Source organism: Lelliottia jeotgali (genome assembly GCF_016771845.1).
Classification (GTDB): Bacteria; Pseudomonadota; Gammaproteobacteria; order Enterobacterales; family Enterobacteriaceae; genus Enterobacter; species Enterobacter jeotgali.
Window position 1 is genome coordinate 1,128,612 of the sequence record NZ_JAENMQ010000001.1, and the last position, 23,223, is coordinate 1,151,834.

Genomic DNA, 23,223 nt, shown 5'->3' on the forward strand with positions numbered 1-23,223 from the left:
TGCTGTTTTGTACCCCGCCCGATGCGGCGGTAACCAAAAGAGGATAAACCGTGTCCCGTACTATTATGCTGATCCCTACCGGAACCAGCGTCGGCCTGACCAGCGTCAGCCTTGGCGTTATCCGTGCTATGGAACGCAAAGGCGTTCGCCTGAGCGTCTTTAAGCCTATCGCCCAGCCTCGTGCCGGTGGCGATGCGCCAGACCAGACCACTGCCATCGTGCGTGCTAATTCCGGTCTGCCAGCGGCTGAACCGCTGAAAATGAGCCACGTTGAATCTCTGCTCTCCAGCAATCAGTCCGATGTGCTGATGGAAGAGATCATCGCCAATTTCCACGCGAATGCGCAAGACGCAGAAGTGGTGCTGGTTGAAGGCCTGGTTCCGACGCGCAAACATCAGTTTGCTCAGTCCCTGAACTTCGAAATCGCCAAAACCCTGAACGCAGAAATCGTGTTCGTGATGTCCCAGGGTACCGATACCCCGGAACAGCTGAACGAGCGTATTGAGCTGACCCGCAGCAGCTTCGGCGGCACGAAAAACACCAACATCACCGGCGTTATCGTTAACAAACTGAACGCACCGGTAGATGAGCAAGGCCGTACTCGCCCTGACCTGTCCGAAATTTTCGACGATTCTTCCAAAGCGAAAATCGTGAAAGTGGACCCAGCTCAGCTGAGCGCAAGCAGCCCGCTGCCCGTTCTGGGCGCAGTGCCGTGGAGCTTTGACCTGATCGCCACCCGTGCGATCGACATGGCGCGTCACCTGAATGCGACCGTGGTTAACGAAGGCGACATCAATACCCGCCGCGTGAAATCAGTGACCTTCTGTGCACGCAGCATTCCGCACATGCTGGAACATTTCCGCGCAGGCTCTCTGCTGGTGACTTCTGCTGACCGTCCTGACGTGCTGGTTGCAGCGTGTCTGGCCGCGATGAACGGCGTTGAAATCGGTGCGATCCTGCTGACTGGCGCATATGAAATGGACGCTCGCGTCAGCAAGCTGTGCGAACGTGCTTTCGCGACTGGCCTGCCGGTCTTCATGGTGAACACCAACACCTGGCAGACTTCTCTGAGCCTGCAAAGCTTCAACCTGGAAGTGCCGGTTGATGACCATGAACGTATCGAGAAAGTTCAGGAATACGTTGCAAGCTACATTAACGCTGACTGGGTTGAGTCTCTGACCGCAACCTCCGAGCGCAGCCGTCGTCTGTCTCCGCCAGCCTTCCGCTACCAGCTGACTGAGCTGGCGCGTAAAGCCGGTAAACGCGTGGTTCTGCCAGAAGGCGACGAACCGCGTACCGTTAAAGCAGCCGCAATTTGTGCAGAGCGCGGAATCGCGACCTGTGTGCTGCTCGGTAATCCAGATGAAATCACCCGCGTTGCGGCGTCTCAGGGCGTTGAACTGGGTTCAGGTATCGAAATCGTGGATCCAGAAGTGGTTCGCGAGAGCTATGTTGCGCGTCTGGTTGAGCTGCGTAAGAGCAAAGGCATGACCGAAGCCGTTGCCCGCGAACAGCTGGAAGACAACGTGGTTCTGGGTACCCTGATGCTGGAGCAGGACGAAGTTGACGGTCTGGTTTCTGGTGCTGTTCACACCACCGCGAACACCATCCGTCCACCGCTGCAGCTGATCAAAACCGCACCGGGCAGTTCTCTGGTGTCTTCCGTGTTCTTCATGCTGCTGCCAGAACAGGTTTACGTTTACGGCGACTGTGCGATTAACCCAGATCCAACCGCTGAACAGCTGGCTGAGATTGCTATCCAGTCTGCGGATTCCGCGATTGCCTTTGGTATCGAACCGCGCGTGGCGATGCTTTCTTACTCCACCGGCAACTCTGGTGCAGGTAGCGACGTAGAGAAAGTACGTGAAGCAACTCGTCTGGCTCAGGAAAAACGTCCTGACCTGATGATCGACGGTCCACTGCAGTACGATGCTGCTGTTATGGCTGATGTTGCGAAATCTAAAGCACCGAACTCTCCGGTTGCAGGTCGCGCGACCGTGTTCATCTTCCCAGATCTGAACACCGGTAACACCACCTACAAAGCGGTACAACGTTCTGCTGACCTGATCTCCATCGGGCCAATGCTGCAAGGTATGCGCAAGCCGGTGAACGACCTGTCCCGTGGCGCGCTGGTTGACGATATCGTCTACACCATCGCTCTGACCGCGATCCAGTCTTCACAGCAACAAGCGTAAGGCTAAAAAGCCCGGTGGCGCTTACGCTTACCGGGCCTACGGTATTGTAGGCCGGATAAGCGCAGCGCCATCCGGCAAAAAAAGGCGACCAATAAATGGTCGCCTTTTTTATTTACAGTAGCTCTCGCGCCGCCGAGACAATATCGTGTGCCGTCAGGCCGTACTCTTTTTGCAGGAAATCCTGCGTTCCCACCTGGCCATAACGTTCCTTGACCCCCACTCGACGCATTGGTACCGGACAGGTTTCGACCAGCACCTCGGCAACAGCAGATCCTAATCCGTTGTGAATACTGTGGTTTTCACAGGTCACGATCCGCCCGGTTTTCTCAGCATAGTTTTTCACCAGCATTCGGTCGATAGGTTTGAGAGTAAACATATCGATAACCGCGGCACTTACGCCCTCCTGCTCCAGCTGACGTGCTGCTTCCAGCGCCTCAGCCACCATAATGCCGTTCGCAATCAGGGTGATATCGCTGCCTTCGCGCAGTACGTTACCCTTACCAATAGTAAACGTCGACCCCGGCGCGTACACGCTCGGTGCCTGCTTACGAATGGTGCGCACCCAATAGAACCCATCGAGATCGATAAGCTGGCGCAGCACGTCTTCGAACATCACGGCATCGGTGACTTCCAGTACTACCGAATGCGCCAGACCACGCACAATCCCCATGTCCTCAAATGACATATGAGTGCCACCGTTGTGACAAGCCGTGACGCCCGCATCCGAGGCGATCACTTTGACGTTATTACGCTGATAATCGAGCGACATAAACAGCTGATCAAAGCAGCGACGGCTGGCGAATGCCGTAAAGGTATGCACAAAAGGTTTGCGCCCGGTCAGCGATAAACCCGCCGCCGTGCCAATAACGTTGGCCTCCATAATGCCGCAGTTGATCACATGCTGCGGATAATCACGCGCCACGCCGTCCATCGCCATCGAACTCATCAGATCCGCTTCGAGGGCGATAATCTCGCTTCCAGCTTCAATCTGGCTGGCCACGAAACCGGCATACACTTTGCGCATCTCGATGGCGTCTTTTTGTCCTGCGGGTGCAACCTTAATCATGTGCGGCCTCCAGTTGGCGAATCGTCTCGTTAAGCGCGGCTTTGACATCGTCCGTCAGTCGCAGGTGGTGGGAGTTGCTCAACTGCTCCAGATACGGCACGCCCTGGCCTTTGATACTGTCGAGGATCACCACCCTAGGGCGTGCATCAGCGGCTGGCGGCTGCGAAACCGCGTCCAGCAGCCCTGGCACGTCATCTCCTTTGACCGTCACCACGTCAAAACCAAACGCGCGGAATTTCCCTTCCAGGTCAAACGCACAGATGATCTCATCCAGCTCACCATCGAGCTGCTGTTTGTTCCAGTCGACAAAAATAGTCAGATTGTTCAGTCGATGATGGGCGATAAACTGGAAAGCCTCCCAACACTGCCCTTCGTTCAGCTCGCCGTCGCCGACGATGCTAAACACCCGGTTTGGGCGCCCCGCCAGTTTGTGCGAGAGCGCCATGCCGCCCGCAATAGAAATCCCCTGCCCCAGCGAGCCAGTGGTAGCATCTACGCCGCGCGTTTTCAGGCGATCGGGATGGCTCGGCAGACGCGTACCGTTCTGATTCAGCGTGCTCAGCTCTTCCACCGGGAAATAGCCCTTAATCGCCAGCGTACTGTAGAGTGCCGGGCCAGCGTGGCCTTTGGACAATACAAAGTAGTCACGCTCAGGCCAGTCGGGATCGGCCGGATCGATTTTCATCACCGCGCCGTACAATACCGCCAGTGTTTCCACCACCGACATACTGCCGCCATAATGTCCGAACCCCAGCTGCGTCAGCGATTTGAGAGTTTCCACGCGGATCTCGCGCGCCAGTCGGGTCACTTCTTTTACATTCATGATTTGGCTCCGGTATTTTCCTGCGCGTTACCGCCCGCAGATTTGGTTTTAGCAAACACGTTGTACGCCACCAGAAGTGCGAACACCGCGACGACAAGGCCTGTGATAGCGAATGGCGACAGATAGCGCGCCAGGTTGCCCAGCACGATGCCCACGGCACCGAAATCGGCATCCGAGAACGTGGTGTTTGCAAAACCAATGGCGCCGAGAACAGGCAACAGCATCACCGGCAGGAAGGTAATCAGCAGGCCGTTGGCAAAAGCACCGATCATCGCCCCGCGACGCCCGCCGGTGGCATTACCAAATACCCCGGCGGTTGCGCCAGTGAAGAAGTGAGGAACGACGCCCGGCAGGATCAGCACCCAGCTAAACTGTCCGCACAGGAATAGCCCGACGATCCCGCCGAGGAAGCTGAACAAGAAGCCAATCAGCACCGCATTGGGCGCGTAAGGATAAACCACCGGGCAGTCCAAAGCCGGACGCGCATTGGGAACCAGTTTCTCAGAGAAGCCGGTAAAGGCCGGAACGATCTCCGCCAGAATCAGACGCACACCCTGCAAGATAATGAACACGCCCGCCGCGAAAGTGATCGCCATGATGATGGCGTAAACCAGATAGTTTTGACCGCCGCTGAACGTCGCTTCAACGTATTCACGACCGGCGCTCACCGCCATGATCAGGTAAATGATCATCATGGTCAGAGAGATAGAAATTGAACTGTCACGCAGGAAGCTCAAGTTCTTCGGCAGGTTCATCTCTTCAGTAGAACGAGAACCTTTCCCACATTTACTGCCGATCCAGCCGGAAAGCACGTAGCCCAGCGTACCAAAGTGACCAAAGGCGATATCGTCATTACCGGTGATACGCTTCATATAGCGCTGCGCCAGTGCCGGGAAAAACGCCATGATCAGACCCAAAATTAACGAGCCGGTAAAGACCAGACCGACGCCTTCAAAACCGGCAACCGTCAAGATTACACCGATCATACAGGCCATATAGAACGTGTGATGCCCGGTAAGGAAGATGTATTTCAGGCGCGTAAATCGAGCGACGATAATATTGGCTACCATCCCGAATGCCATAATCAGCGCCGTCGATGCACCATATTTCTCCAGCGCAATCGAAACAATCGCTTCGTTATTCGGAATAATTCCCTGAATACTAAAGGCGTGTTCAAACATCCCGCCCAATGGATTTAACGAGCCCACCAGCACCGTGGCACCGCCGCCCAGCACAATAAAACCGAGGATCGTTTTAATGGTTCCTTTTACGACATCGGAGAACGGTTTTTTCTGCGCCACCAGGCCAATTAAGGCAATTAAGCCCACCAGCACTGAGGGGACTTTTAAAATATCAACAACGAAATTCAGCGTTTCAAGGATAAACATATCCACCTCGCCTAAACAGGGTTATTGTTTCGCGAACCAGGCGCTGAGCTGCGCTTCGAGTTCATTGATGTCGATAATATTGGTGATCACCACCAGCTGGCTTTCCGGTACGCTCGCACTGGCGGCAATATCTTTCGCCATCACGAAGAGATCGGCGGCCCCCGGCGTTGCTGATGACAAATCTGAGTGTTCTACTTCGGCTTCAATATTTAACTTCTTAAGGACTTTTTTGATGTTCATTTCGACCATAAAACTGCTGCCGAGGCCAGAGCCGCAAATCGCCATTATTTTCATTGTTATACCTTTTTTTGAGTAGAGTACGCCCGCATCACGAATACACGTAATGAGTTAATTTACGGGGATAGATAATTAATTCAGAAGCGTTCGATAATAGTTTTAATCTCCTCCCGCGTAGTGGCGTTGTGAAGCTCGATTAAATCCTCATCACTGGAAAATAATTCAGCCAGCGCGGAAATCATTTCTATATGGCTGTGTTTGTCAGGCGCAGCCAGCATGATGATAATATCCACCGGATCGAACTCTCCGGCACCAAATGCGACTCCCTGTTTCAGTTTTAATAATGAGAGGCCAAGCCCTTTCGCCCCTTCTTCTGGCCGCGCATGCGGCATCGCCAGCCCTGGTGCCAGCACGTAGTAAGGTCCTAACTTATGATGCTGTTCGACAATAGCCGTCACGTACTCCGGCGAGATGACGTTCATTTCCAGCAGCGGTCTGGCGCAAAGCTCCAGCGCCTGCGGCCAGTTTTCAACGCTCTCTTCCAACGTGATGGTGGCATCATATATCCAGCTTTTGAGCACTTTTTTCTCCCACCCTGATGTCAACAATGAACAAACTTTATGCAAGCCCATCGCGGATAGCTGCGATCAAGATCACAAAGATAGCGCTACCAATTTCTAACATTCAAAATTGTGATAGCGCTATCAAATCGTAATCCGCACGGGAAATCACAGTAAACAAAGGGATTTAAGGCGTATACTCAAATTCATGTGAAGCGAAGGATGATAAGAAAAACGCGTCTGGTCACCAGGAATTTGTATGTCTCTAACCCGAAAACGACGTAGTACCGGCAAAGTGACGATCTCTGACGTCGCACAGCTTGCCGGAGTGGGTACTATGACGGTGTCCCGCGCATTGCGCACGCCTGAGCAGGTTTCCGATAAGCTGCGAGAAAAAATTGAAGCTGCGGTGCAAGAATTAGGGTACATGCCCAATCTTGCGGCGAGCGCATTGGCGTCGGCCTCGTCATGGACCATCGCGATGGTGGTTCCGAATCTTGCCGAAGACGGTTGTTCCGAGATGTTTGCCGGATTACAGCAAATCCTGCAACCTGCCGGATACCAGATTATGCTGGCAGAATCGCAACACCGGCCTGAACAGGAAGAAAAACTGCTCGAAACGCTGCTCGCCTCTAACATTGCAGCCGCGATTTTACTCAGCGCTGAACACACCGATACGGTTCGCCACTGGCTGAAAAACGCCTCCATTCCGGTGATGGAAATGGGTGCTATGCGCGCCGAGCCGCTGGATATGAATATCGGTATCGATAATGTTGCCGCGATGTATGAACTTACCGAACTGGTGATTCAGCGAGGTTATCAGAACATTGGGCTGCTATGTGCAAATCAGGAACAGTGGATTTTCAAGCAGCATTTGCAGGGCTGGTATAAAGCCATGTTGCGCCACCATATGTCGCCCAATCGAGTAATTAACGCCGCGCTGCCGCCGAATTTCTCAACGGGTGCATCGCAGTTGCCGGAGTTTTTACTCGCCTGGCCTGAACTGGATGCGCTGGTCTGCGTTTCTGATGAGCTGGCGTGCGGTGTGTTGTATGAATGCCAGCGCAGACGCATCAAAGTGCCGGACGATCTGGCGGTAGTGGGATTTGGTGATAGCGACGTCAGCCGGGTCTGTCAGCCCCCCCTGACGACGATGGCAGTGCCACATCGGAAGATTGGTATTGAGGCCGGACGTGCGCTGCTGGAGCGGTTGAATGGCGGCGACTGGCGCGATCAGAAACCGATCGCTTCCAGTCTGTGCTTGCGGGAAAGCTGCTGAGTGTTACTCGGCTTGTTCCTGCTTTTCTGGTTTTGCAGATTCATTTTTGGCGTTGCGGCTCATCCACAGCGCCAGCGCTTTCAGTGAATCCGGCGTAAATTCGTCGCAACGCGCGGTGATCTCTTCCGGCGTCATCCAACTCACTTCACTTACTTCTTCTTCCTGAAGCGCAAATGGGCCGTGGGAAACACAGCTAAACAGCCCGCCCCAGACGCGACAGTGCTTGTCTTCGAAGTAGAACAGACCGTGCTCGGCAAACGGCACACCGGCGATGCCTAACTCTTCTTCGGCCTCACGACGAGCGGAATCGAGTAGAACTTCATCAGCCTGAACAACTCCACCGGCAGTCGCATCGAGCATACCTGGGAGAAAATCTTTCGTGTCAGTACGTCGCTGTACCAGAATCTTGCCCATTCCATCGTGAACAACGATGTAAGTTGCGCGATGACGCAGGCGTTCTGCCCGCATTTGCTCGCGGCTCGCCTGTGCAATCACTTCATTGTCTTCGCTGACAATGTCAACCCACTCTGTACTTGCCAAATGACGCTGCTCCACCATCGGGAACCCTTCTCGTTAAGCGCTCTTGTGGCGCGTTTGACTTTGAGGTGTAACTTACGGATTAATGCTGACCTGCGCAATAACTTGCTGATCATTAAGTGCGATAACGCTCAATAGATTGTCCTCCAGCATACCGTAGCTGGGTACATTCCCGCCTTTAGGGATGCTGACGGAGCCTGGGTTGAAATGCACGACACCCTCGCGCTGTTCCGCCACCGGAATATGAGTATGACCGTAAACCAGCACATCGCCAGTCGAAAGCGGCGGCAGATTGTCCGGGCCAAAAAGATGCCCGTGGGTCAAAAACAGACGACGCTTTTCCAGCAGGATTTGCTGCCAGGGTGCGGTTATCGGGAAATGCAGTAACATCTGATCGACTTCGCTGTCGCAATTGCCGCGAACGGCGATGATTTTGTCAGCGTACTGATTCAGTTTTTCGGCCACCTGCGCAGGCGCATAGCCTTCCGGAAGCGCATTGCGCGGGCCGTGGTTGAGCACATCGCCCAGAACAATGAGCCACTGCGCACCACTCTGAACAAAGCGTGAAAGCACGCGTTCCGTAGCGGGCAGCGAGCCGTGAATATCCGATGCAAACATCAGTTTCATCTGTGACTCCTTTCAAATGATCGCTGCCCTATTATACCTGAACACACAGGGGTTATCAGCCTGCGCGCTTTGCCGAAAGCGCCACAAAACGCTGCACTGAAGCGCGCTGCCACTGGAACGAGGCATAATCCACCAACGTCTGCGGAACGGCATCGCCATTCAATACCAGACGGTTTAGCATGAGCGCCAAATCGGCATCGGCAATGCACCACTCACCAAATAAATTCGGATTACCGTGTTCCAGCAATCTCCCCGCCGTCTCAAACAACTTGCTGGCACTCGCGACGCCCGCTTCGTCTAAAGCGGGCTTTGTCGCCCCGCCAAAGATAACGTCCGTCGAGCGCTGTTCACGAATCGGTACCAGATCGCTTCTGATCCACGCCTGAATCTGACGCGCACGCGCACGTTTTTGCAGATCATGAGGATAAATTCGCTCCCACTCTGGAGGTGCAAAACGGTCTTCCAGATATTCAGCAATGGCAGAGGATTCACTGAGCTCAAACCCGTCAATTTCCAGCACCGGTACGCGACGCGTCAAAGCATAGCCCTGCCACTGTGGTTTGAGGTGCTCACCGCGATCCAGATCAACGGTTTTGAGATTAAATGTCAGCCCCTTTTCCGCCAGCGCAACATATACACTCATCACATAGGGTGAGAAAAAGTTGGCATCGGACCACAGGGTAATCGCAGGTTGGCTCATAATATCCTCATCGGCTGATCGGTTTTCATCCAACATATAATCTCTTTAGGTCCCTGTCACTTGATGAAAACTCACGATTTATCATCAGCACCTATACTCGTTTTTATGGCATGAAATAATGTAACGACAGGAGTTGAGATGATAGACCTCTATTTTGCCCCGACCCCCAACGGACACAAGATCACGCTATTTCTGGAAGAGACGCAGCTGGATTATCGCATTATCAAAGTGGATATCAGCAAGGGCGATCAGTTCCGGCCTGATTTTCTCGCCATCTCACCGAACAATAAAATCCCCGCCATTGTCGATGCCGCCCCGACGGACGGTGGTCGCCCCTTAAGCCTGTTTGAATCCGGTGAGATCCTGCTGTATCTGGCGGAGAAAACGGGAAAACTGCTGAGCGGCGAATTGCGTGAACGACATCACACATTGCAATGGTTATTCTGGCAATCAAGTGGTCTGGGTCCAATGCTCGGGCAAAATCACCACTTTAATCACTTTGCGCCGCAGACCATTCCTTATGCGATAGAACGTTATCAGGTTGAAACGCAACGACTGTATGGCGTGATGAACAAACGGCTGGAAAAATCCCCCTGGCTGGGTGGTGACCATTACAGCATCGCGGATATCGCCTGCTGGCCGTGGATAAACGCGCATGTGCGCCAGCGCATCGATCTCGCAAACTATCCAGCCGTAAACAACTGGTTCGAACGAATTCGCAACCGTCCGGCGACGGAACGCGCGATGCAGAAGGCTCAGCAAATTTAAGTATCCGCCAGATTGGGCGCGCCGAATATCCTCATGTATTATGGTGCGAATAATAAACAGAGGAAGCCTGCAATGTCACAGCAAGACGCTATTATTCGTATAAAAAACTTACGCTTACGTACCTTTATCGGCATCAAAGACGAAGAGATCGAAAATCGTCAGGACATCGTGATTAATGTCGTTATTCATTACCCGGCAGAGAAAGCGCGCGCCAGCGAAGATATTAACGATGCGCTGAACTATCGCACTATCACTAAGAACATCATTAAATATGTGGAGAATAACCGCTTCTCTTTGCTGGAGAAATTAACTCAGGATGTGCTCGATATCGCACGCGAACATCACTGGGTCACTTATGCTGAAGTGGAAATCGATAAACTTCACGCGCTGCGTTACGCCGACTCGGTGTCGATGACCCTAGGCTGGCAACGCTAAGCGCAACCCCGGAGGTTGTATGAAGATTCTGGTGACTGGCGGTACGGGCCTGATTGGTCGTCATCTCATTTCGCGTTTGCAGGTGCTGAAACACGATGTCACCGTGGTGACACGTAATGCCGAAAAAGCCCGTCAGCTGCTAGGCACTAGTGTGGGCATCTGGAAAGGGCTTGCAGAACACCAGAATCTGGACGGTTTCGACGCCGTCATCAACCTCGCCGGGGAGCCTATCGCCGACAAGCGCTGGACCGAAGAACAAAAACAGCGCTTGTGCGACAGCCGCTGGAATATTACGCAAAAGCTGGTCGACTTGTTCCACGCCAGCGACACCCCGCCGTCGGTGCTGATTTCCGGCTCGGCGGCCGGGTATTACGGCGACCTCGGTGAAGTGGTCGTCACCGAAGAAGAGCCGCCGCACAACGAATTCACCCACAAACTCTGCGCTCGCTGGGAGCAAATCGCCTGCGGTGCGCAAAGCGACACCACCCGCGTCTGCCTGCTTAGAACCGGCGTGGTGCTGGCCCCGAAAGGCGGAATTCTGGCGAAGATGTTACCCGTTTTTAAACTCGGACTGGGCGGCCCGATGGGCAGTGGCCGTCAGTATCTGGCGTGGATACATATCGACGATATGGTCAACGGTATTCTCTGGCTGCTGGATAACGATCTGCGCGGCCCGTTCAATATGGTTTCGCCCTATCCGGTGCGTAACGAGCAATTCGCCCATGCCCTGGGCCACGCTCTAAAACGCCCTGCGGTTTTGCGCGCGCCAGCTACGGCGATTCGCCTGATGATGGGGGAATCCTCGGTGCTCGTTTTAGGCGGACAACGCGCCCTGCCAAAACGGCTGGAGGCGTCGGGATTTGCCTTCCGCTGGTATGACTTAGAAGAAGCCCTGGGAGATGTAGTGGCTTAAATCTGCCGTGTCGCTTATGGTAGAGTTGTACGTCAGGCTCCCCAGAATGGCGACACTATGGCGACAATCACCACTCCCCGACTTCAGCTTTCCCCGTTTAAACCCTCCGACTGGGCGTTCTTTCGCTCGCTGCGCGAAGACCGCGCCATCATGCGCTATATGGCGGCCATCGCCCCTGAGAAAGAGACGCGACGGTTGTTTGCCATCCGCCTCACGGCGCCGCATACCTTTGTGATCCGTGCTCACGACGATGACACGCCGCTGGGCGACATTGGCCTGCAAATCAGCGCAAAATACCGTGAAGAGGCAGATATCGGTTATACGGTAATTCCGCAGGCGCAGGGCAAAGGCTATGCCAGCGAAGCACTTCGCGCCGTGTGTGACTATGCGTTCAATCAGACGGGCGTCAAAGCGATTAATGCTTACGTGTTGGCGGATAACGTCGGTTCGGTGCGGGTGCTGGAGAAGATGGGTTTTGTGCGCACTCAGGTGCTGAAACAAGCCTATGAAATTGACGGTGTACGGTATGACGACTGGGTTTATCGGCTGGAGGTTAATGCGGTCTGACTTGCCGGGCGGCACTACGTTTGCCCGGCCGACGGGTTATGTAGGCCCGGTAAGCGCAGCGCCACCGGGCAACAAAACTACTTGAGCGAACCTTTCAGGAACTGCTGCAGACGCGGACTCTTCGGGTTCGCCAGCACTTCGTCCGGATGCCCCTGCTCTTCAATCACGCCCTGATGCAGGAAAATCACATGGTTCGAGACGTTACGGGCAAAGCCCATCTCGTGCGTCACCACCACCATCGTTTTCCCCTCTTCGGCGAGCTTTTGCATAATGCGCAGCACTTCGCCCACCAGCTCTGGATCGAGCGCCGAGGTCGGTTCATCAAACAGCAGCACTTCCGGCTCCATCGCCAGCGCGCGGGCGATAGAGACGCGCTGCTGCTGACCGCCGGACAGATGCACCGGGTATTTAATCTGCTGGCGCTCGTCGATCCCCACTTTCGCCAGGTATTTCACCGCACGCTCGCGCGCTTCCTGTTTGCTTAAGCCGAGCACCTGAATCGGCGCTTCCATCACATTCTCCAGCACCGTCATATGGCTCCAGAGGTTGAAGTGCTGGAAGACCATCGTCAGACGCGTGCGCAGCAGACGCAGCTGATTTTTATCCGCCACTTTCAACTGCCCGTCTTTGTCGCGCACCAGGTTGATGTTCTGCCCGCTGACAATAATCGAGCCTTCGCTCGGTTTTTCGAGGAAGTTAATGCAGCGCAGGAAGGTACTTTTTCCCGAACCGGATGAGCCGATAATACTGATCACATCGCCCGCATTCGCCGTGAGCGATACCCCTTTCAGCACTTCATGTTCGCCGTAGCGTTTGTGCAGATCGATAACGTTTAATTTATTTTCAGACATCGTTTTCTCAGTGCGTCGAAGTAGGTTTCATGTGCTGCAACCAGCGTTTTTCTGCCTTACGGAACAGGCTAATCAGGACGTACGAAATCATCAAATACAGCACCGCGGCAATGCCGAAGGCGGTAAAGGGCTGGTAAGTCGCCGAATTAATATCACGCGCGATTTTCAGCAGATCCGGCACGGTGGCGGTAAACGCCAGCGCGGTGGAGTGCAGCATCAAAATCACTTCGTTGCTGTACGCCGGGAGCGCGATACGCAGCGCCGAAGGCATAATAATGCAGCGATACAGTTTCACCGACGAGAAACCGTAAGCGCGCGCTGCTTCAATCTCACCGTACGGCACAGAGCGGATGGCCCCGGCGAAGATTTCGGTGGTATAGGCGCAGGTGTTGAGCGTCAGCGCCAGCACAGTACAGTTCAGCCCGCTGCGAAAGAAGGCGTTCAGCATTTCGGTGCCTTTTACGATCTCCAGCGTATACATCCCGGAGTAAAAGACCAGCAGCTGAACGTACAACGGCGTACCGCGAAACACATAGGTGAACAGCCAGATCGGGAAGCGAATGTATTTGTTTTCTGACACGCGGCCAATGGACAAAAACACCGCCAGAATCCCGCCCATCACCACAGACGAAATCAGCAGCCACAGGGTGATCGCCACGCCGGTAAAGCGATAGCCATCGGTCCACAGCAGCGATTTCCAGTATTCCTGAAGAATCTCAATCACAGGTCAGCCCTCTTCACACCCACGGAGTAGCGACGTTCGAGAAGAAGCAGCACACCATTGGAGACAGTGGTAAACACCAGATAAATCACGCCGCATACTACGGCAAAATAGAACGGTTCCCAGGTGCTCTTGCCCGCCAGCTGCGTGGCTTTCACCACATCTTCCAGCCCGAGAAGAGAAACCAGCGCCGTTGCTTTGAGGATAACCTGCCAGTTATTGCCGATGCCCGGTAAGGCAAAGCGCATCATGGCTGGGAACATAATCCGACGGAAGATTTGCGAGGAGGTGAAACCAAAGGCGGTCGCCGCCTCAATATGGCCCTTCGGTACGGCCATGTACGCGCCACGGAAGGTTTCGGTGAAATAGGCACCGTAGATAAAGCCGAGAGTGATAATACCGGCCACCATCGGGTCGATATCAATTTGCGACATGCCTACGGCATCCGTCACGCCGTTGAGCGCGATTTGCAGACCGTAGAAAATGAGCAGCATCAGTACCAGATCGGGCACACCGCGAATCAGCGTGGTGTAGCCTTCAAAAATCAGCGCCAGTACCCGATTACTTGAGAGTTTCGCTCCCGCACCCGCCAGGCCTATCAGCACCGCTAACACCACCGAACTGAGGGCCAGTTCAAGCGTGACAAGCGCGCCTTGTAAAATAACGCCAGAAAATCCGTACAGCATAAGGCCTGCCCTGTCGTGAGTGGTCACACCGTGTCTTTTCCCCTCCCGAAACGCGGGAGGGGCCGCACGTTATATAACGGGGCGATTAGCCGCCGTAGACATCAAAGTCGAAGTATTTCTTCGCCAGTTTTTCGTAAGTGCCGTCTGCACGCATTTCGGCAAACGCTTTATTCAGTGCTTCTCGCAGTTCGTTGTCTTCTTTACGCAGGCCCATGCCGGTGCCGACGCCAAAGAGTTTCTCGTCCTTAATGGACGGACCGCCGAACTTATAATCTTTTCCGACTGGCTGTTTCAGGAAACCTTCGCTGGCAGCCACTTCATCCTGGAACGCAGCGTCAATACGGCCTGCCGTCAGGTCAGCGTAGATGTTTTCCTGGCCCTGATAAGAGACGATTTCGATCCCTTTCGGTGCCCAGTGTTCATTGCCGTAGGTTTCCTGGGTCGTGCCCTGCAATACGCCGACGCGCTTACCTTTAAGGGACTCTAGGGTTGGCTGAATGTCAGAAGACTTTGCGACCACCAGACGAGAATCCGCTGCATAGAGTTTGTCGGTGAAGGCAATCTCCTGCTGGCGTTTTTCGGTGATCGAGAGGGAGGACATAATCACGTCGATTTTCTTCGCTTTCAGCGAGGGGATCAGCGCGTCCAGCGGGTTCTCAACGTAGGTACATTGCGTTTTGATGCGCTTGCACAGTTCATTGGCGATATCGATGTCAAAACCAACCAGTTCACCTTTCGAATTCTTTGATTCAAACGGGGCATAAGTCGGATCGGTACCGATACGCACTTTTTGCGGAATGGCGGCAAAAGCAGCGGTAGCGCTGGAAAAGGCCAGCACCAGAGAAAGCGACAACACCAGTTTTTTCATGTTTATCCTCAACAGATTGTCTTCTTACGGGATTTTACGACGGGGGAGTGTCGTTAATGTGCCATTAATTCCCCTGGCAAGGCAAAGCATAAAGCCCGTCAGATGGAAATTTTTGCATCATAAGTGCTTAACTATGCACTTGACGACCCAAAACGGTGCGTATTTTGCACCATTTTGGGGAGCGCTACCCGTCAGTGATGGTTAATCACCGTAAACGTTGAAGTCGAAATATTTCTTCGCCAGTTTGTCGTAGGTTCCGTCTTTGCGCAGTTCAGCAAAGGCTTTATCGAACGCCGCTTTCAGCTCTTTATCGTCTTTACGCAGGCCAATCCCAGTGCCGTCACCGAAGTATTTTTTGTCTTTCACTGATGGACCGGCAAAGGCAAACTCTTTACCCGCAGGCTGTTTCAGGAAGCCTTCGCTCGCCGCGACTTCGTCCTGGAATGCCGCATCCAGACGCCCTGCTGCGAGGTCAGAATAGATCAGGTCCTGGTTTTGGTAAGCGACGACATCGACGCCTTTTTCACGCCAGTCGGCGTTAGCAAAGCCTTCCTGCGTGGAGCCCTGCAACACGCCAACGTGTTTGCCTTTCAGCGACTCAATGGTCGGCTGAATCGGGGAGCCTTTCGCTGCGATCAGACGGGAATCCGCTGCATAGAGCTTGTCAGAGAAGGCAATTTCCTGCTGACGTTTTTCAGTAATGGAGAGTGAAGAGATGATGGCATCGATTTTCTTGGCTTTCAGCGATGGAATTAACGCATCAAAATCGCTGCCCACCCATGTGCATTTCACCTGCATGCGCTTGCACATTTCATTGCCCAGATCGATATCAAAGCCAACGAAATCACCTTTCGCATCCTTGGACGAGAATGGCGCGTAAGTGGCGTCAGTACCGATACGCACAGTCTGAGGAAGTGCCGCATAGCTGCTCGCTGCCGCACTTAATCCCACCAGCAGAGACAGAGCCAGAACCGTCTTCTTCATACATTTACCCTCAAGTGTCGTGATTTTCTTATGGTTTATGTTGTGTGTTGTGTAACAGGCGTTCTCTTGCAGGTCTTATGCCATATTGCCGACTGGTCAAAAATTCGACGTTAAATATGTTAATAAAACGTTGCGATATTGCCTTAATAAGGAAAGATAGCAGGTCTGCCAAACGAACCGGAGAGGGATAAAGGGAAAAAACGAATTAAATGTCGAGGATATGATCGCGGTTGCATAATTGCCCCGCAACGGGGCAACCAGGCTTATCATGCACCCAAAACGGGCAACGGCCTATGCGCCCTGCCAGCGCGCGAACAGATCTTCCGGCAGGTCGATATCAAACTGATCCAGGACGCGATTGACGGTCTGGTTTATCACATCATCCAGCGTTTGCGGGCGATGATAGAACGCCGGGACCGGCGGCATAATCACCGCACCCAGCTCCGCCGCCTGAGTCATCAGACGCAAATGCCCCAGATGCAGTGGCGTTTCACGCACGCAAAGCACCAGCGTGCGGCGCTCTTTCAGCACCACATCGGCGGCACGCGTCACCAGGGTGTCGGTATAGCTGTTGACGATGCCAGAGAGCGTTTTAATCGAGCACGGCAGAATCACCATGCCGGCAGTTTTAAACGAACCGGAGGAGATGCTGGCAGCGATGTCGCGGGCGTCATGCACCACGTCGGCCAGCGCCTGTACGTCGCGCAGGGAGAGATCGGTTTCGAGAGCAAGGGTTTGACGCGCAGCCTGGCTCATCACCAGATGGGTCTGGACATCCGCCACGTCGCGCAGCACTTCCAGCAGACGTACGCCGTAAATGGCACCGCTGGCACCGGAGATCCCTACAATGAGTTGTTTCATGATTTCGCCCTTTCTCGATTCAGGGCAGACTGTGCAGGATTTTGCGAGGAGTTGCAAGTGAGGGCACCCGCCCTCACTTGCCGAAGACTTAGCCTTCGTTATGCATCTCTAAACTTTCGAGATCGTTTTGCATCTGCACGGCTTTCGCATCGTCGTTGCGCAGCGAGTCGAGATAGTCGAGATACTGCTGATCGACGTCTTTAGTCACGTAAATGCCGTTGAAGACCGAGCACTCAAACTGCTGAATATCCGGGTTCTCGGCGCGCACCGCGTCAATCAGATCGCTGAGATCCTGGAAAATCAGGCCGTCTGCACCGATTATCTGGCGAATCTCATCCACTTCACGACCGTGAGCTATCAGCTCGTTAGCAGTTGGCATGTCGATACCGTAGACGTTAGGGAAACGAATTTCCGGTGCGGCGGAGGCCAGATAGACTTTTTTCGCCCCGGCTTCACGCGCCATCTCGATAATCTGCTCAGACGTGGTACCCCGCACGATGGAGTCATCCACCAGCAGCACGTTCTTATCGCGGAACTCAGCGCGGTTAGCGTTGAGCTTGCGGCGAACGGACTTACGACGCAGATGCTGGCCCGGCATGATAAAGGTGCGGCCCACGTAGCGGTTCTTCACGAAGCCCTGACGGTACGGTTTACCCAGGATTCGCGCCATTTCCAGGGCGATATCGCAGGAGGTTTCTGGAATCGGGATCACGACGTCGATATCCAGATCGTCCCACTCGCGGGCAATCTTTTCACCGAGCTTGGTACCCATGTTCACGCGCGCGCTGTATACGGAAATTTTGTCGATGAAAGAGTCCGGGCGTGCGAAGTAAACATATTCGAACAGGCACGGATTGCTGACCGGGTTTTCCGCGCACTGGCGGGTAAACAGCTGGCCTTTTTCGGTAATATAGACGGCTTCGCCCGGCGCGACATCGCGCAGGAACTCAAAGCCCAGGGTATCCAGCGCCACGCTTTCGGAGGCGACCATGTACTCGGTACGGCCATCGCCCAGATCGCGTTTACCCAGCACCAGCGGACGGATGCCGTTAGGGTCGCGGAACGCCACCATACCGTGGCCGATAATCATCGCCACGCAGGCATACGCGCCACGGATCAGGCGGTTAGTCGCGGCAATGGCGGCAAAAATGTTGTCTGCTTCCAGCGGATAATGGCGGAAGTTATCCAGCTCGCTGGCAAAGATATTGAGCAGAATTTCAGAATCAGAGGTGGTGTTAATGTGGCGACGTTTCTCTTCAAACAGCTTTTGACGCAGCTCATGCGCGTTGGTCAGGTTGCCATTGTGGGCAAGCGTGATGCCATATGGAGAGTTGACGTAGAAAGGCTGTGCTTCAGAGGCGCTGGAACTGCCAGCGGTAGGATAACGAACGTGGCCAATACCCATATTGCCTTGCAGGCGCTGCATATGGCGGGCTTCAAATACATCGTTGACCAGGCCATTCGCTTTGCGTAAACGGAAACAGTTATTGGCATCAATTGTGATGATGCCTGCTGCATCCTGCCCACGGTGCTGAAGCACCGACAACGCGTCATAAATAGACTGGTTTACCGGCATGAAACCGGCGATACCGACAATACCGCACATTCGTCTTTTCCTCGTTAAGCCACATCTCAAAGCGATTTACACTTTGGGCAAGAAACTCGACGAGCTTTGCAGATAGTCAAAGAACCATCTGATGATGAAGCTGAACTGTGGAATCAGCTGTGACTTGCTCCAGTCTTCGCTTTTTGAAAACCCGGTAAAGGTATCAAGGAAGAACAATATCGCTGCCACGATCAGCACGCCTCGCAGCGCACCAAAACAGATCCCTAACACTCTGTCCGTTCCTGACAGACCGGTTTTCTCGACCAGCTGGCCTATCACATAGTTAACGATAGCGCCGACGAGAAGTGTCGCGATAAACAGCACCGCGATGGCGATTCCATTCCGGACCAGTTCATCTTCAAAGCCCGTGAACCAGACAGACAGGTAAGTGTAGTAATGACTGGCGACAAAGAAAGCACAACCCCATGTCACCAGCGATAACGCTTCACGAACAAAGCCACGGATCAGGCTAACCAGACAGGAAAAACCTATCACCGCAATGATGGCGTAATCAATCCAGACCATATGTGTCCCACGATTAAACGCCCTGTCATCCAGTTCGGGGCGAATTCTAACAGAAAAAGAAAACGTTTGCGTAGGGATTTCCTTCCCGCGCGTAAATAAAAAAGGCGCTGAAAAAATGCTCAACGCCGTCAGCCTTGTTGCCTTATCTGGCAATCTGGCGCACGCGAATTCCCCTCCCCCTAACCCTCTCCCCAAAGGGGCGAGAGGATGGTTTTCTCCCTCTCCCTGAGGGAGAGGGCCGGGGTGAGGGACTCATTAGTTCGCGCTATAATTCATCACCACGCCGCTCAGGCCAGAGATTTGCTTCATGTCGCCAAGCGAACTTTTCAGCTTATCTTTTGAGGCATCTGGGCCGACCAGAATACGGGTAATTTTACCCTGCACCGGGGTCGAAGGTGAAGTGTAAGCGCGATATCCCGCGGCGCGTAACTTACCGACCACTTCATTGACTTTATCGGCATTTTTGAGCGCACCGAGCTGGACGACATAAGCTTTGCCGGTTGGCGCTGCTTTGTCTTCCTGGACCGGTTTTTCCGGCGGTGCCTCTGTCGCGGCGGCAATTTGCTCGCTGGCTTTATCACGCTGCGGCTTCGGCTGCGGCTGAGGTTTTTCGGCCGGTTTTGTAACAGGCTTTGGCTGCACCACAGGTTCCGGGACAGGATCCAGTTCGCTATTGTTGTTCGCCGTTAAGCGCGAAGGATCGAGCGACGGGGCAGCTGCATCACCCGCACGTACCTCTTCCGCTGCGCCTTCCGGAGGCTGAGCGGGCAACGCCTGCGTGGCCGCAGGCAGCATGTCGGGCTCATCGCGATCGCCAGGTTTTGGCACCAGCGGGATCGCCGCAAACTCATCCTGATAATGTTTTTTCTGCCCATCGAGCAGTCCTGGAAGGATAATCACTCCCAGCGCAACCAGTACAATGGTTCCTGTTAAACGGTTCTGAAACTTACTTGCCACCGGTTCTCCCCGCCTCCATCACTTCCATGACATGCGCCACGGTGTGAAATGATCCACACACCAGCACGGTATCTTCAGGTTTAGCATCCGCCATCGCGGCGTGCCATGCCAGCGCCACGTTTTCATAAGCGTCGCCCTGCGCGAGATGTTCCATCAACTGTTCGGCAGATGCGCCCCGTGGGCCTTCCAGTGGAGCACAATACCAGCAATCGACGACACTCTCCATGCAGGCCAGCGTGCCCGCAATATCTTTATCATGAAGCATACCGATAACCGCCAGCACTCGCCCGGTTTTTGGCAGGGATTTGAGTCGTTCTGCGAGGTAGGCCGCGGCATGGGGATTGTGCGCTACGTCCAGGATCAGACGAGGCGACTCGCTGATAATCTGAAAACGGCCCGGCAAAAGTGCATTCTGGATACCGTCACGTATCGCCTGCTCGCTCACCGCCAGCCCACTGGCGCGAATGGCCGCCAGTGCGGTTGCGGCGTTAGGCTGCGGAACCTGCGGCAGAGGCAGATTGTCCAGCACGCCCTGCGCGTCACTAAAGCGCCAGCCGTCAGCCGTCATCTCATACTGCCAGTCAACGCCGCGACGCATCAGATGCGCGCCCTTCTCCTGCGCTACATCGGCGATGGTGTGCGGCATATCCGGCTCACCCACCACGGCAGGCTTGTTCGCGCGGAACACGCCTGCTTTTTCACGGCCAATGCTTTCGCGATCCGGCCCCAGCCAGTCCGTATGATCGAGTGCAATACTGGTCACCACAGCGACGTCGGCATCGACCATGTTAGTGGCGTCCAGGCGTCCGCCCAGACCCACTTCGAGGATCACCACGTCCAGTTGCGCCTGCTTAAACAACCACAGAGCGGAAAGCGTCCCGTACTCAAAATAGGAAAGAGAAATCTCACCGCGCGCCGCTTCAATTTCGGCAAAAGAGGCCGTATGCGCCGATTCTGGCAGCTCGGTATTCTGCACGCGTACACGCTCGGTGTAGCGCACCAGATGCGGAGAGCTGTAAACGCCCACCTTGTAACCGCCGGCCATCAGCATCGATTCCAGCGTGCGGCAGGTGGTGCCTTTCCCGTTGGTTCCCGCCACCGTAAAGACGAACGGTGCAGGTTTGAGCACATCCAGACGCGCACCAACCTGGCTGACGCGTTCCAGTCCCATATCGATGGTTTTACTGTGCAGATTTTCCAGATAAGAAAGCCACGTGACCAGAGGTGACGTGGCTTGGGGGGCAATGTTTTTTTCCATGATACGCACTTTCATCTGAATCGAATAAGTGAAAAGGGCAGCGCCGTCTGGCCCTGCCCTTTTTGAGTTATCAGGCTTCGGGTTCCTGATCCGGCACAACCACGCCTTCACGCGGCTCGTCCGGGTTCGGCGACGGCAGATTCATCAGCTTCGCCAGGACGCTTGCCAGTTTCAGGCGCATTTCCGGGCGGCGAACGATCATATCGATAGCGCCTTTTTCAATAAGGAATTCACTGCGCTGGAAGCCCGGCGGCAGTTTCTCACGGACTGTCTGTTCGATAACGCGTGGACCAGCAAAGCCGATCAGCGCTTTCGGTTCAGCGATGTTCAGATCGCCCAGCATCGCGAAGCTCGCAGAGACACCACCCATTGTTGGGTCGGTCAGTACGGAGATATACGGCAGACCGCGTTCCTGCATTTTGCCCAGTGCCGCAGAGGTTTTCGCCATCTGCATCAGGGACATCAGCGCTTCCTGCATACGTGCACCACCGGAGGCGGAGAAGCAGATCAGCGGGCAGTTGTCTTCCAGAGCCTGCTCAACGGCACGGATGAAACGCGCACCAACCACAGAACCCATTGAGCCACCCATAAAGGAGAACTCAAAGGCCACAGCGACAACCGGCATCTCGTGCAGAGTACCTTTCATCACGACAAGCGCGTCTTTCTCGCCGGTCTCTTTCTGAGCAGAAGCCAGTCTGTCTTTGTATTTCTTGGAGTCACGGAACTTCAGCACATCTTTAGGCTCAAGTTCACTACCCAGTTCTACCAGCGAACCTTCGTCCAGCACGCTGTGCAGGCGATTACGCGCCGACATACGCATGTGGTGGTCACACTTCGGGCACACCTCAAGATTGCGTTCCAGCTCAGCGCGGTACAGGACCTGGCCGCAGCTGTCACACTTGGTCCACACCCCTTCAGGAATACTCGCCTTACGGGTTGGGGCTATGTTGCTTTTAATTCGTTCAATCCAGCTCATTGATAACCTTTCTGCCTGAACCTGGTCGTATGCCAGTTTTGCTGTAAGCGGCGCATAATGCCATTTTTGCCGCAAACAGACCATGAATGTTGCACATTAAAACATAACAGCCCGAAACTTTGGATAAAAAAGTGGTCGAACCGCAAATGCGTATTTATTTCGCTTGCTTCGCTGCCGCACGTTTATGGCGAATTATTTCGATAACGCCAGGCAGGATTGAGAGCACAATAATGGCAACAATCAGTAACTTAAGATTTTCCTGCACAATCGGCAGATCGCCAAACAGGTAGCCCGCGTAGGTAAACAGCAGCACCCACAGCAGCGCACCAATGACGTTATAGGCCGCGAAATGACGATAGGACATATGCCCCATTCCCGCCACAAACGGCGCAAACGTACGGACGATCGGCACAAAACGCGCCAGAATAATGGTTTTGCCGCCGTGGCGTTCGTAGAACGCATGCGTTTTGTCTAAATAGCTGCGACGGAAAATCTTCGAATTCGGATTACTGAACAACCGTTCACCGAACACCCGCCCAATAGTGTAGTTCAACGCATCGCCAACGATAGCCGCGATAATCATCAGCACCACCATCAGGTGAACGTTCAAATCGTTGGTCGGCAGCGCGGAAAGCGCACCCGCGACAAACAGCAGCGAATCGCCCGGCAGAAACGGCGTGACCACCAGACCGGTTTCACAGAACAAAATCAGGAACAGAATGGCATACACCCAGACGCCGTACTGCGCGACCAGCTCCGCCAGATGCACATCGATATGCAGGATGAAATCAATAATAAATCGTATTAAGTCCATATTATGAATAACCTTAAATTG

Annotated in this window: 26 protein-coding genes; 6 read left to right on the forward strand and 20 right to left on the reverse strand. The window is 54.1% G+C overall.

Translation table 11 applies throughout. The features are described 5' to 3' along the window. Window positions 1-50 precede the first annotated feature (50 nt). Window positions 51-2,195: a phosphate acetyltransferase gene (pta, locus tag JBO43_RS05295; RefSeq protein WP_095282759.1), complete on the forward strand. Its 2,145-nt coding sequence runs from the start codon at window positions 51-53 to the stop codon at window positions 2,193-2,195. Window positions 2,196-2,307: 112 nt separating this feature from the next. Here pta and JBO43_RS05300 read toward each other — a convergent pair whose 3' ends face one another. The 5 genes from JBO43_RS05300 to JBO43_RS05320 form a co-directional block, all read right to left on the reverse strand. After that, window positions 2,308-3,261 (reverse strand): transketolase family protein, encoded by a 954-nt coding sequence (locus JBO43_RS05300; RefSeq protein WP_103950085.1) that lies wholly within the window; start codon window positions 3,259-3,261, stop codon window positions 2,308-2,310. Continuing rightward, on the reverse strand, window positions 3,254-4,084 hold the full coding sequence (locus JBO43_RS05305) for a transketolase (RefSeq protein WP_103947226.1): 831 nt from the start codon (window positions 4,082-4,084) through the stop codon (window positions 3,254-3,256). Before JBO43_RS05305 ends, JBO43_RS05300 begins: the two co-directional genes overlap by 8 nt. Continuing rightward, the gene (locus JBO43_RS05310) at window positions 4,081-5,472 is read right to left on the reverse strand and encodes a PTS ascorbate transporter subunit IIC (RefSeq protein WP_095282762.1); all 1,392 of its coding nucleotides are present in this window, start codon (window positions 5,470-5,472) and stop codon (window positions 4,081-4,083) included. Before JBO43_RS05310 ends, JBO43_RS05305 begins: the two co-directional genes overlap by 4 nt. Before the next feature lie 21 nt (window positions 5,473-5,493). After that, entirely contained in the window at window positions 5,494-5,766 is a 273-nt protein-coding gene (locus JBO43_RS05315) for a PTS sugar transporter subunit IIB (RefSeq protein ID WP_095282763.1), read from the reverse strand. Between the two features lie 80 nt (window positions 5,767-5,846). Continuing rightward, on the reverse strand, window positions 5,847-6,290 hold the full coding sequence (locus JBO43_RS05320; RefSeq protein WP_095282764.1) for a PTS sugar transporter subunit IIA: 444 nt from the start codon (window positions 6,288-6,290) through the stop codon (window positions 5,847-5,849). A gap of 238 nt (window positions 6,291-6,528) precedes the next feature. On the opposite strand from JBO43_RS05320, the gene JBO43_RS05325 reads away from it, so the two are divergent. After that, on the forward strand, window positions 6,529-7,548 hold the full coding sequence (locus JBO43_RS05325; RefSeq protein ID WP_103947227.1) for a LacI family DNA-binding transcriptional regulator: 1,020 nt from the start codon (window positions 6,529-6,531) through the stop codon (window positions 7,546-7,548). 3 nt (window positions 7,549-7,551) lie between these two features. Here the strand turns inward: JBO43_RS05325 and yfcD are convergent, their stop codons facing one another. The 3 genes from yfcD to yfcF are packed head-to-tail and all read right to left on the reverse strand — an operon-like array spanning window position 7,552 to window position 9,412. After that, window positions 7,552-8,106, reverse strand: a complete 555-nt coding sequence (yfcD, locus tag JBO43_RS05330; RefSeq protein ID WP_095282766.1) for an NUDIX hydrolase YfcD — start codon at window positions 8,104-8,106, stop codon at window positions 7,552-7,554. A 54-nt stretch (window positions 8,107-8,160) separates the two neighbouring features. Beyond that, on the reverse strand, window positions 8,161-8,712 hold the full coding sequence (yfcE, locus tag JBO43_RS05335; RefSeq protein WP_095282767.1) for a phosphodiesterase: 552 nt from the start codon (window positions 8,710-8,712) through the stop codon (window positions 8,161-8,163). A 55-nt stretch (window positions 8,713-8,767) separates the two neighbouring features. Further along, on the reverse strand, window positions 8,768-9,412 hold the full coding sequence (gene yfcF, locus JBO43_RS05340; RefSeq protein ID WP_202673848.1) for a glutathione transferase: 645 nt from the start codon (window positions 9,410-9,412) through the stop codon (window positions 8,768-8,770). 138 nt (window positions 9,413-9,550) lie between these two features. Between yfcF and yfcG the strand changes: the two genes are divergently transcribed. The 4 genes from yfcG (at window position 9,551) to JBO43_RS05360 (ending at window position 12,095) form a co-directional block, all read left to right on the forward strand. Then, entirely contained in the window at window positions 9,551-10,180 is a 630-nt protein-coding gene (yfcG, locus tag JBO43_RS05345) for a GSH-dependent disulfide bond oxidoreductase (protein ID WP_095282768.1), read from the forward strand. Window positions 10,181-10,252: 72 nt separating this feature from the next. Continuing rightward, window positions 10,253-10,615 (forward strand): dihydroneopterin triphosphate 2'-epimerase, encoded by a 363-nt coding sequence (folX, locus tag JBO43_RS05350; RefSeq protein ID WP_095282769.1) that lies wholly within the window; start codon window positions 10,253-10,255, stop codon window positions 10,613-10,615. A gap of 19 nt (window positions 10,616-10,634) precedes the next feature. Next, window positions 10,635-11,528 (forward strand): TIGR01777 family oxidoreductase, encoded by an 894-nt coding sequence (locus JBO43_RS05355; protein ID WP_202673849.1) that lies wholly within the window; start codon window positions 10,635-10,637, stop codon window positions 11,526-11,528. Window positions 11,529-11,585: 57 nt separating this feature from the next. Continuing rightward, window positions 11,586-12,095 carry a GNAT family N-acetyltransferase gene (locus JBO43_RS05360; RefSeq protein ID WP_103947229.1) on the forward strand — a complete coding sequence of 170 codons (510 nt, stop codon included), beginning with the start codon at window positions 11,586-11,588 and terminating at the stop codon, window positions 12,093-12,095. Window positions 12,096-12,172: 77 nt separating this feature from the next. Here JBO43_RS05360 and hisP read toward each other — a convergent pair whose 3' ends face one another. The 12 genes from hisP to JBO43_RS05420 form a co-directional block, all read right to left on the reverse strand. Beyond that, window positions 12,173-12,946, reverse strand: a complete 774-nt coding sequence (gene hisP / locus JBO43_RS05365) for a histidine ABC transporter ATP-binding protein HisP (protein WP_095282772.1) — start codon at window positions 12,944-12,946, stop codon at window positions 12,173-12,175. A gap of 7 nt (window positions 12,947-12,953) precedes the next feature. Beyond that, window positions 12,954-13,670: an ABC transporter permease gene (locus JBO43_RS05370; protein WP_095282773.1), complete on the reverse strand. Its 717-nt coding sequence runs from the start codon at window positions 13,668-13,670 to the stop codon at window positions 12,954-12,956. Then, window positions 13,667-14,353, reverse strand: coding sequence for a histidine ABC transporter permease HisQ (locus tag JBO43_RS05375; RefSeq protein ID WP_095282774.1), 687 nt, complete (start codon window positions 14,351-14,353; stop codon window positions 13,667-13,669). Before JBO43_RS05375 ends, JBO43_RS05370 begins: the two co-directional genes overlap by 4 nt. Before the next feature lie 85 nt (window positions 14,354-14,438). Further along, window positions 14,439-15,221 carry a histidine ABC transporter substrate-binding protein HisJ gene (hisJ, locus tag JBO43_RS05380; protein ID WP_095282775.1) on the reverse strand — a complete coding sequence of 261 codons (783 nt, stop codon included), beginning with the start codon at window positions 15,219-15,221 and terminating at the stop codon, window positions 14,439-14,441. A 201-nt stretch (window positions 15,222-15,422) separates the two neighbouring features. Continuing rightward, entirely contained in the window at window positions 15,423-16,205 is a 783-nt protein-coding gene (argT, locus tag JBO43_RS05385) for a lysine/arginine/ornithine ABC transporter substrate-binding protein ArgT (protein WP_095282776.1), read from the reverse strand. A gap of 291 nt (window positions 16,206-16,496) precedes the next feature. After that, on the reverse strand, window positions 16,497-17,066 hold the full coding sequence (locus JBO43_RS05390; RefSeq protein ID WP_095282777.1) for a UbiX family flavin prenyltransferase: 570 nt from the start codon (window positions 17,064-17,066) through the stop codon (window positions 16,497-16,499). Between the two features lie 88 nt (window positions 17,067-17,154). Beyond that, window positions 17,155-18,672 (reverse strand): amidophosphoribosyltransferase, encoded by a 1,518-nt coding sequence (purF, locus tag JBO43_RS05395; protein WP_095282778.1) that lies wholly within the window; start codon window positions 18,670-18,672, stop codon window positions 17,155-17,157. A 36-nt stretch (window positions 18,673-18,708) separates the two neighbouring features. Further along, window positions 18,709-19,197 carry a colicin V production protein gene (gene cvpA / locus JBO43_RS05400; protein WP_095282779.1) on the reverse strand — a complete coding sequence of 163 codons (489 nt, stop codon included), beginning with the start codon at window positions 19,195-19,197 and terminating at the stop codon, window positions 18,709-18,711. A gap of 255 nt (window positions 19,198-19,452) precedes the next feature. Next, the gene (gene dedD / locus JBO43_RS05405; protein WP_103947232.1) at window positions 19,453-20,154 is read right to left on the reverse strand and encodes a cell division protein DedD; all 702 of its coding nucleotides are present in this window, start codon (window positions 20,152-20,154) and stop codon (window positions 19,453-19,455) included. Further along, the gene (gene folC, locus JBO43_RS05410; protein WP_202673850.1) at window positions 20,144-21,412 is read right to left on the reverse strand and encodes a bifunctional tetrahydrofolate synthase/dihydrofolate synthase; all 1,269 of its coding nucleotides are present in this window, start codon (window positions 21,410-21,412) and stop codon (window positions 20,144-20,146) included. Before folC ends, dedD begins: the two co-directional genes overlap by 11 nt. A 70-nt stretch (window positions 21,413-21,482) precedes the next feature. Beyond that, the gene (gene accD / locus JBO43_RS05415; RefSeq protein WP_095282781.1) at window positions 21,483-22,388 is read right to left on the reverse strand and encodes an acetyl-CoA carboxylase, carboxyltransferase subunit beta; all 906 of its coding nucleotides are present in this window, start codon (window positions 22,386-22,388) and stop codon (window positions 21,483-21,485) included. 154 nt (window positions 22,389-22,542) lie between these two features. Further along, on the reverse strand, window positions 22,543-23,202 hold the full coding sequence (locus tag JBO43_RS05420) for a DedA family protein (protein ID WP_202673851.1): 660 nt from the start codon (window positions 23,200-23,202) through the stop codon (window positions 22,543-22,545). Between the last annotated feature and the right edge of the window lie 21 nt (window positions 23,203-23,223).

Coding starts and splice junctions, on each gene's coding strand:
- JBO43_RS05325 (WP_103947227.1), top strand. CDS start 6,529: ATGTCTCTAACCCGAAAACGACGTAGTACCGGCAAAGTGACGATCTCT.
- JBO43_RS05310 (WP_095282762.1), bottom strand. CDS start 5,472: ATGTTTATCCTTGAAACGCTGAATTTCGTTGTTGATATTTTAAAAGTC.
- JBO43_RS05305 (WP_103947226.1), bottom strand. CDS start 4,084: ATGAATGTAAAAGAAGTGACCCGACTGGCGCGCGAGATCCGCGTGGAA.
- JBO43_RS05300 (WP_103950085.1), bottom strand. CDS start 3,261: ATGATTAAGGTTGCACCCGCAGGACAAAAAGACGCCATCGAGATGCGC.
- cvpA (WP_095282779.1), bottom strand. CDS start 19,197: ATGGTCTGGATTGATTACGCCATCATTGCGGTGATAGGTTTTTCCTGT.
- folX (WP_095282769.1), top strand. CDS start 10,253: ATGTCACAGCAAGACGCTATTATTCGTATAAAAAACTTACGCTTACGT.
- hisP (WP_095282772.1), bottom strand. CDS start 12,946: ATGTCTGAAAATAAATTAAACGTTATCGATCTGCACAAACGCTACGGC.
- JBO43_RS05360 (WP_103947229.1), top strand. CDS start 11,586: ATGGCGACAATCACCACTCCCCGACTTCAGCTTTCCCCGTTTAAACCC.
- purF (WP_095282778.1), bottom strand. CDS start 18,672: ATGTGCGGTATTGTCGGTATCGCCGGTTTCATGCCGGTAAACCAGTCT.
- JBO43_RS05390 (WP_095282777.1), bottom strand. CDS start 17,066: ATGAAACAACTCATTGTAGGGATCTCCGGTGCCAGCGGTGCCATTTAC.
- accD (WP_095282781.1), bottom strand. CDS start 22,388: ATGAGCTGGATTGAACGAATTAAAAGCAACATAGCCCCAACCCGTAAG.
- hisJ (WP_095282775.1), bottom strand. CDS start 15,221: ATGAAAAAACTGGTGTTGTCGCTTTCTCTGGTGCTGGCCTTTTCCAGC.
- JBO43_RS05420 (WP_202673851.1), bottom strand. CDS start 23,202: ATGGACTTAATACGATTTATTATTGATTTCATCCTGCATATCGATGTG.
- JBO43_RS05355 (WP_202673849.1), top strand. CDS start 10,635: ATGAAGATTCTGGTGACTGGCGGTACGGGCCTGATTGGTCGTCATCTC.
- yfcD (WP_095282766.1), bottom strand. CDS start 8,106: ATGGTGGAGCAGCGTCATTTGGCAAGTACAGAGTGGGTTGACATTGTC.
- JBO43_RS05375 (WP_095282774.1), bottom strand. CDS start 14,353: ATGCTGTACGGATTTTCTGGCGTTATTTTACAAGGCGCGCTTGTCACG.
- yfcE (WP_095282767.1), bottom strand. CDS start 8,712: ATGAAACTGATGTTTGCATCGGATATTCACGGCTCGCTGCCCGCTACG.
- folC (WP_202673850.1), bottom strand. CDS start 21,412: ATGGAAAAAAACATTGCCCCCCAAGCCACGTCACCTCTGGTCACGTGG.
- yfcG (WP_095282768.1), top strand. CDS start 9,551: ATGATAGACCTCTATTTTGCCCCGACCCCCAACGGACACAAGATCACG.
- JBO43_RS05315 (WP_095282763.1), bottom strand. CDS start 5,766: ATGAAAATAATGGCGATTTGCGGCTCTGGCCTCGGCAGCAGTTTTATG.
- yfcF (WP_202673848.1), bottom strand. CDS start 9,412: ATGAGCCAACCTGCGATTACCCTGTGGTCCGATGCCAACTTTTTCTCA.
- argT (WP_095282776.1), bottom strand. CDS start 16,205: ATGAAGAAGACGGTTCTGGCTCTGTCTCTGCTGGTGGGATTAAGTGCG.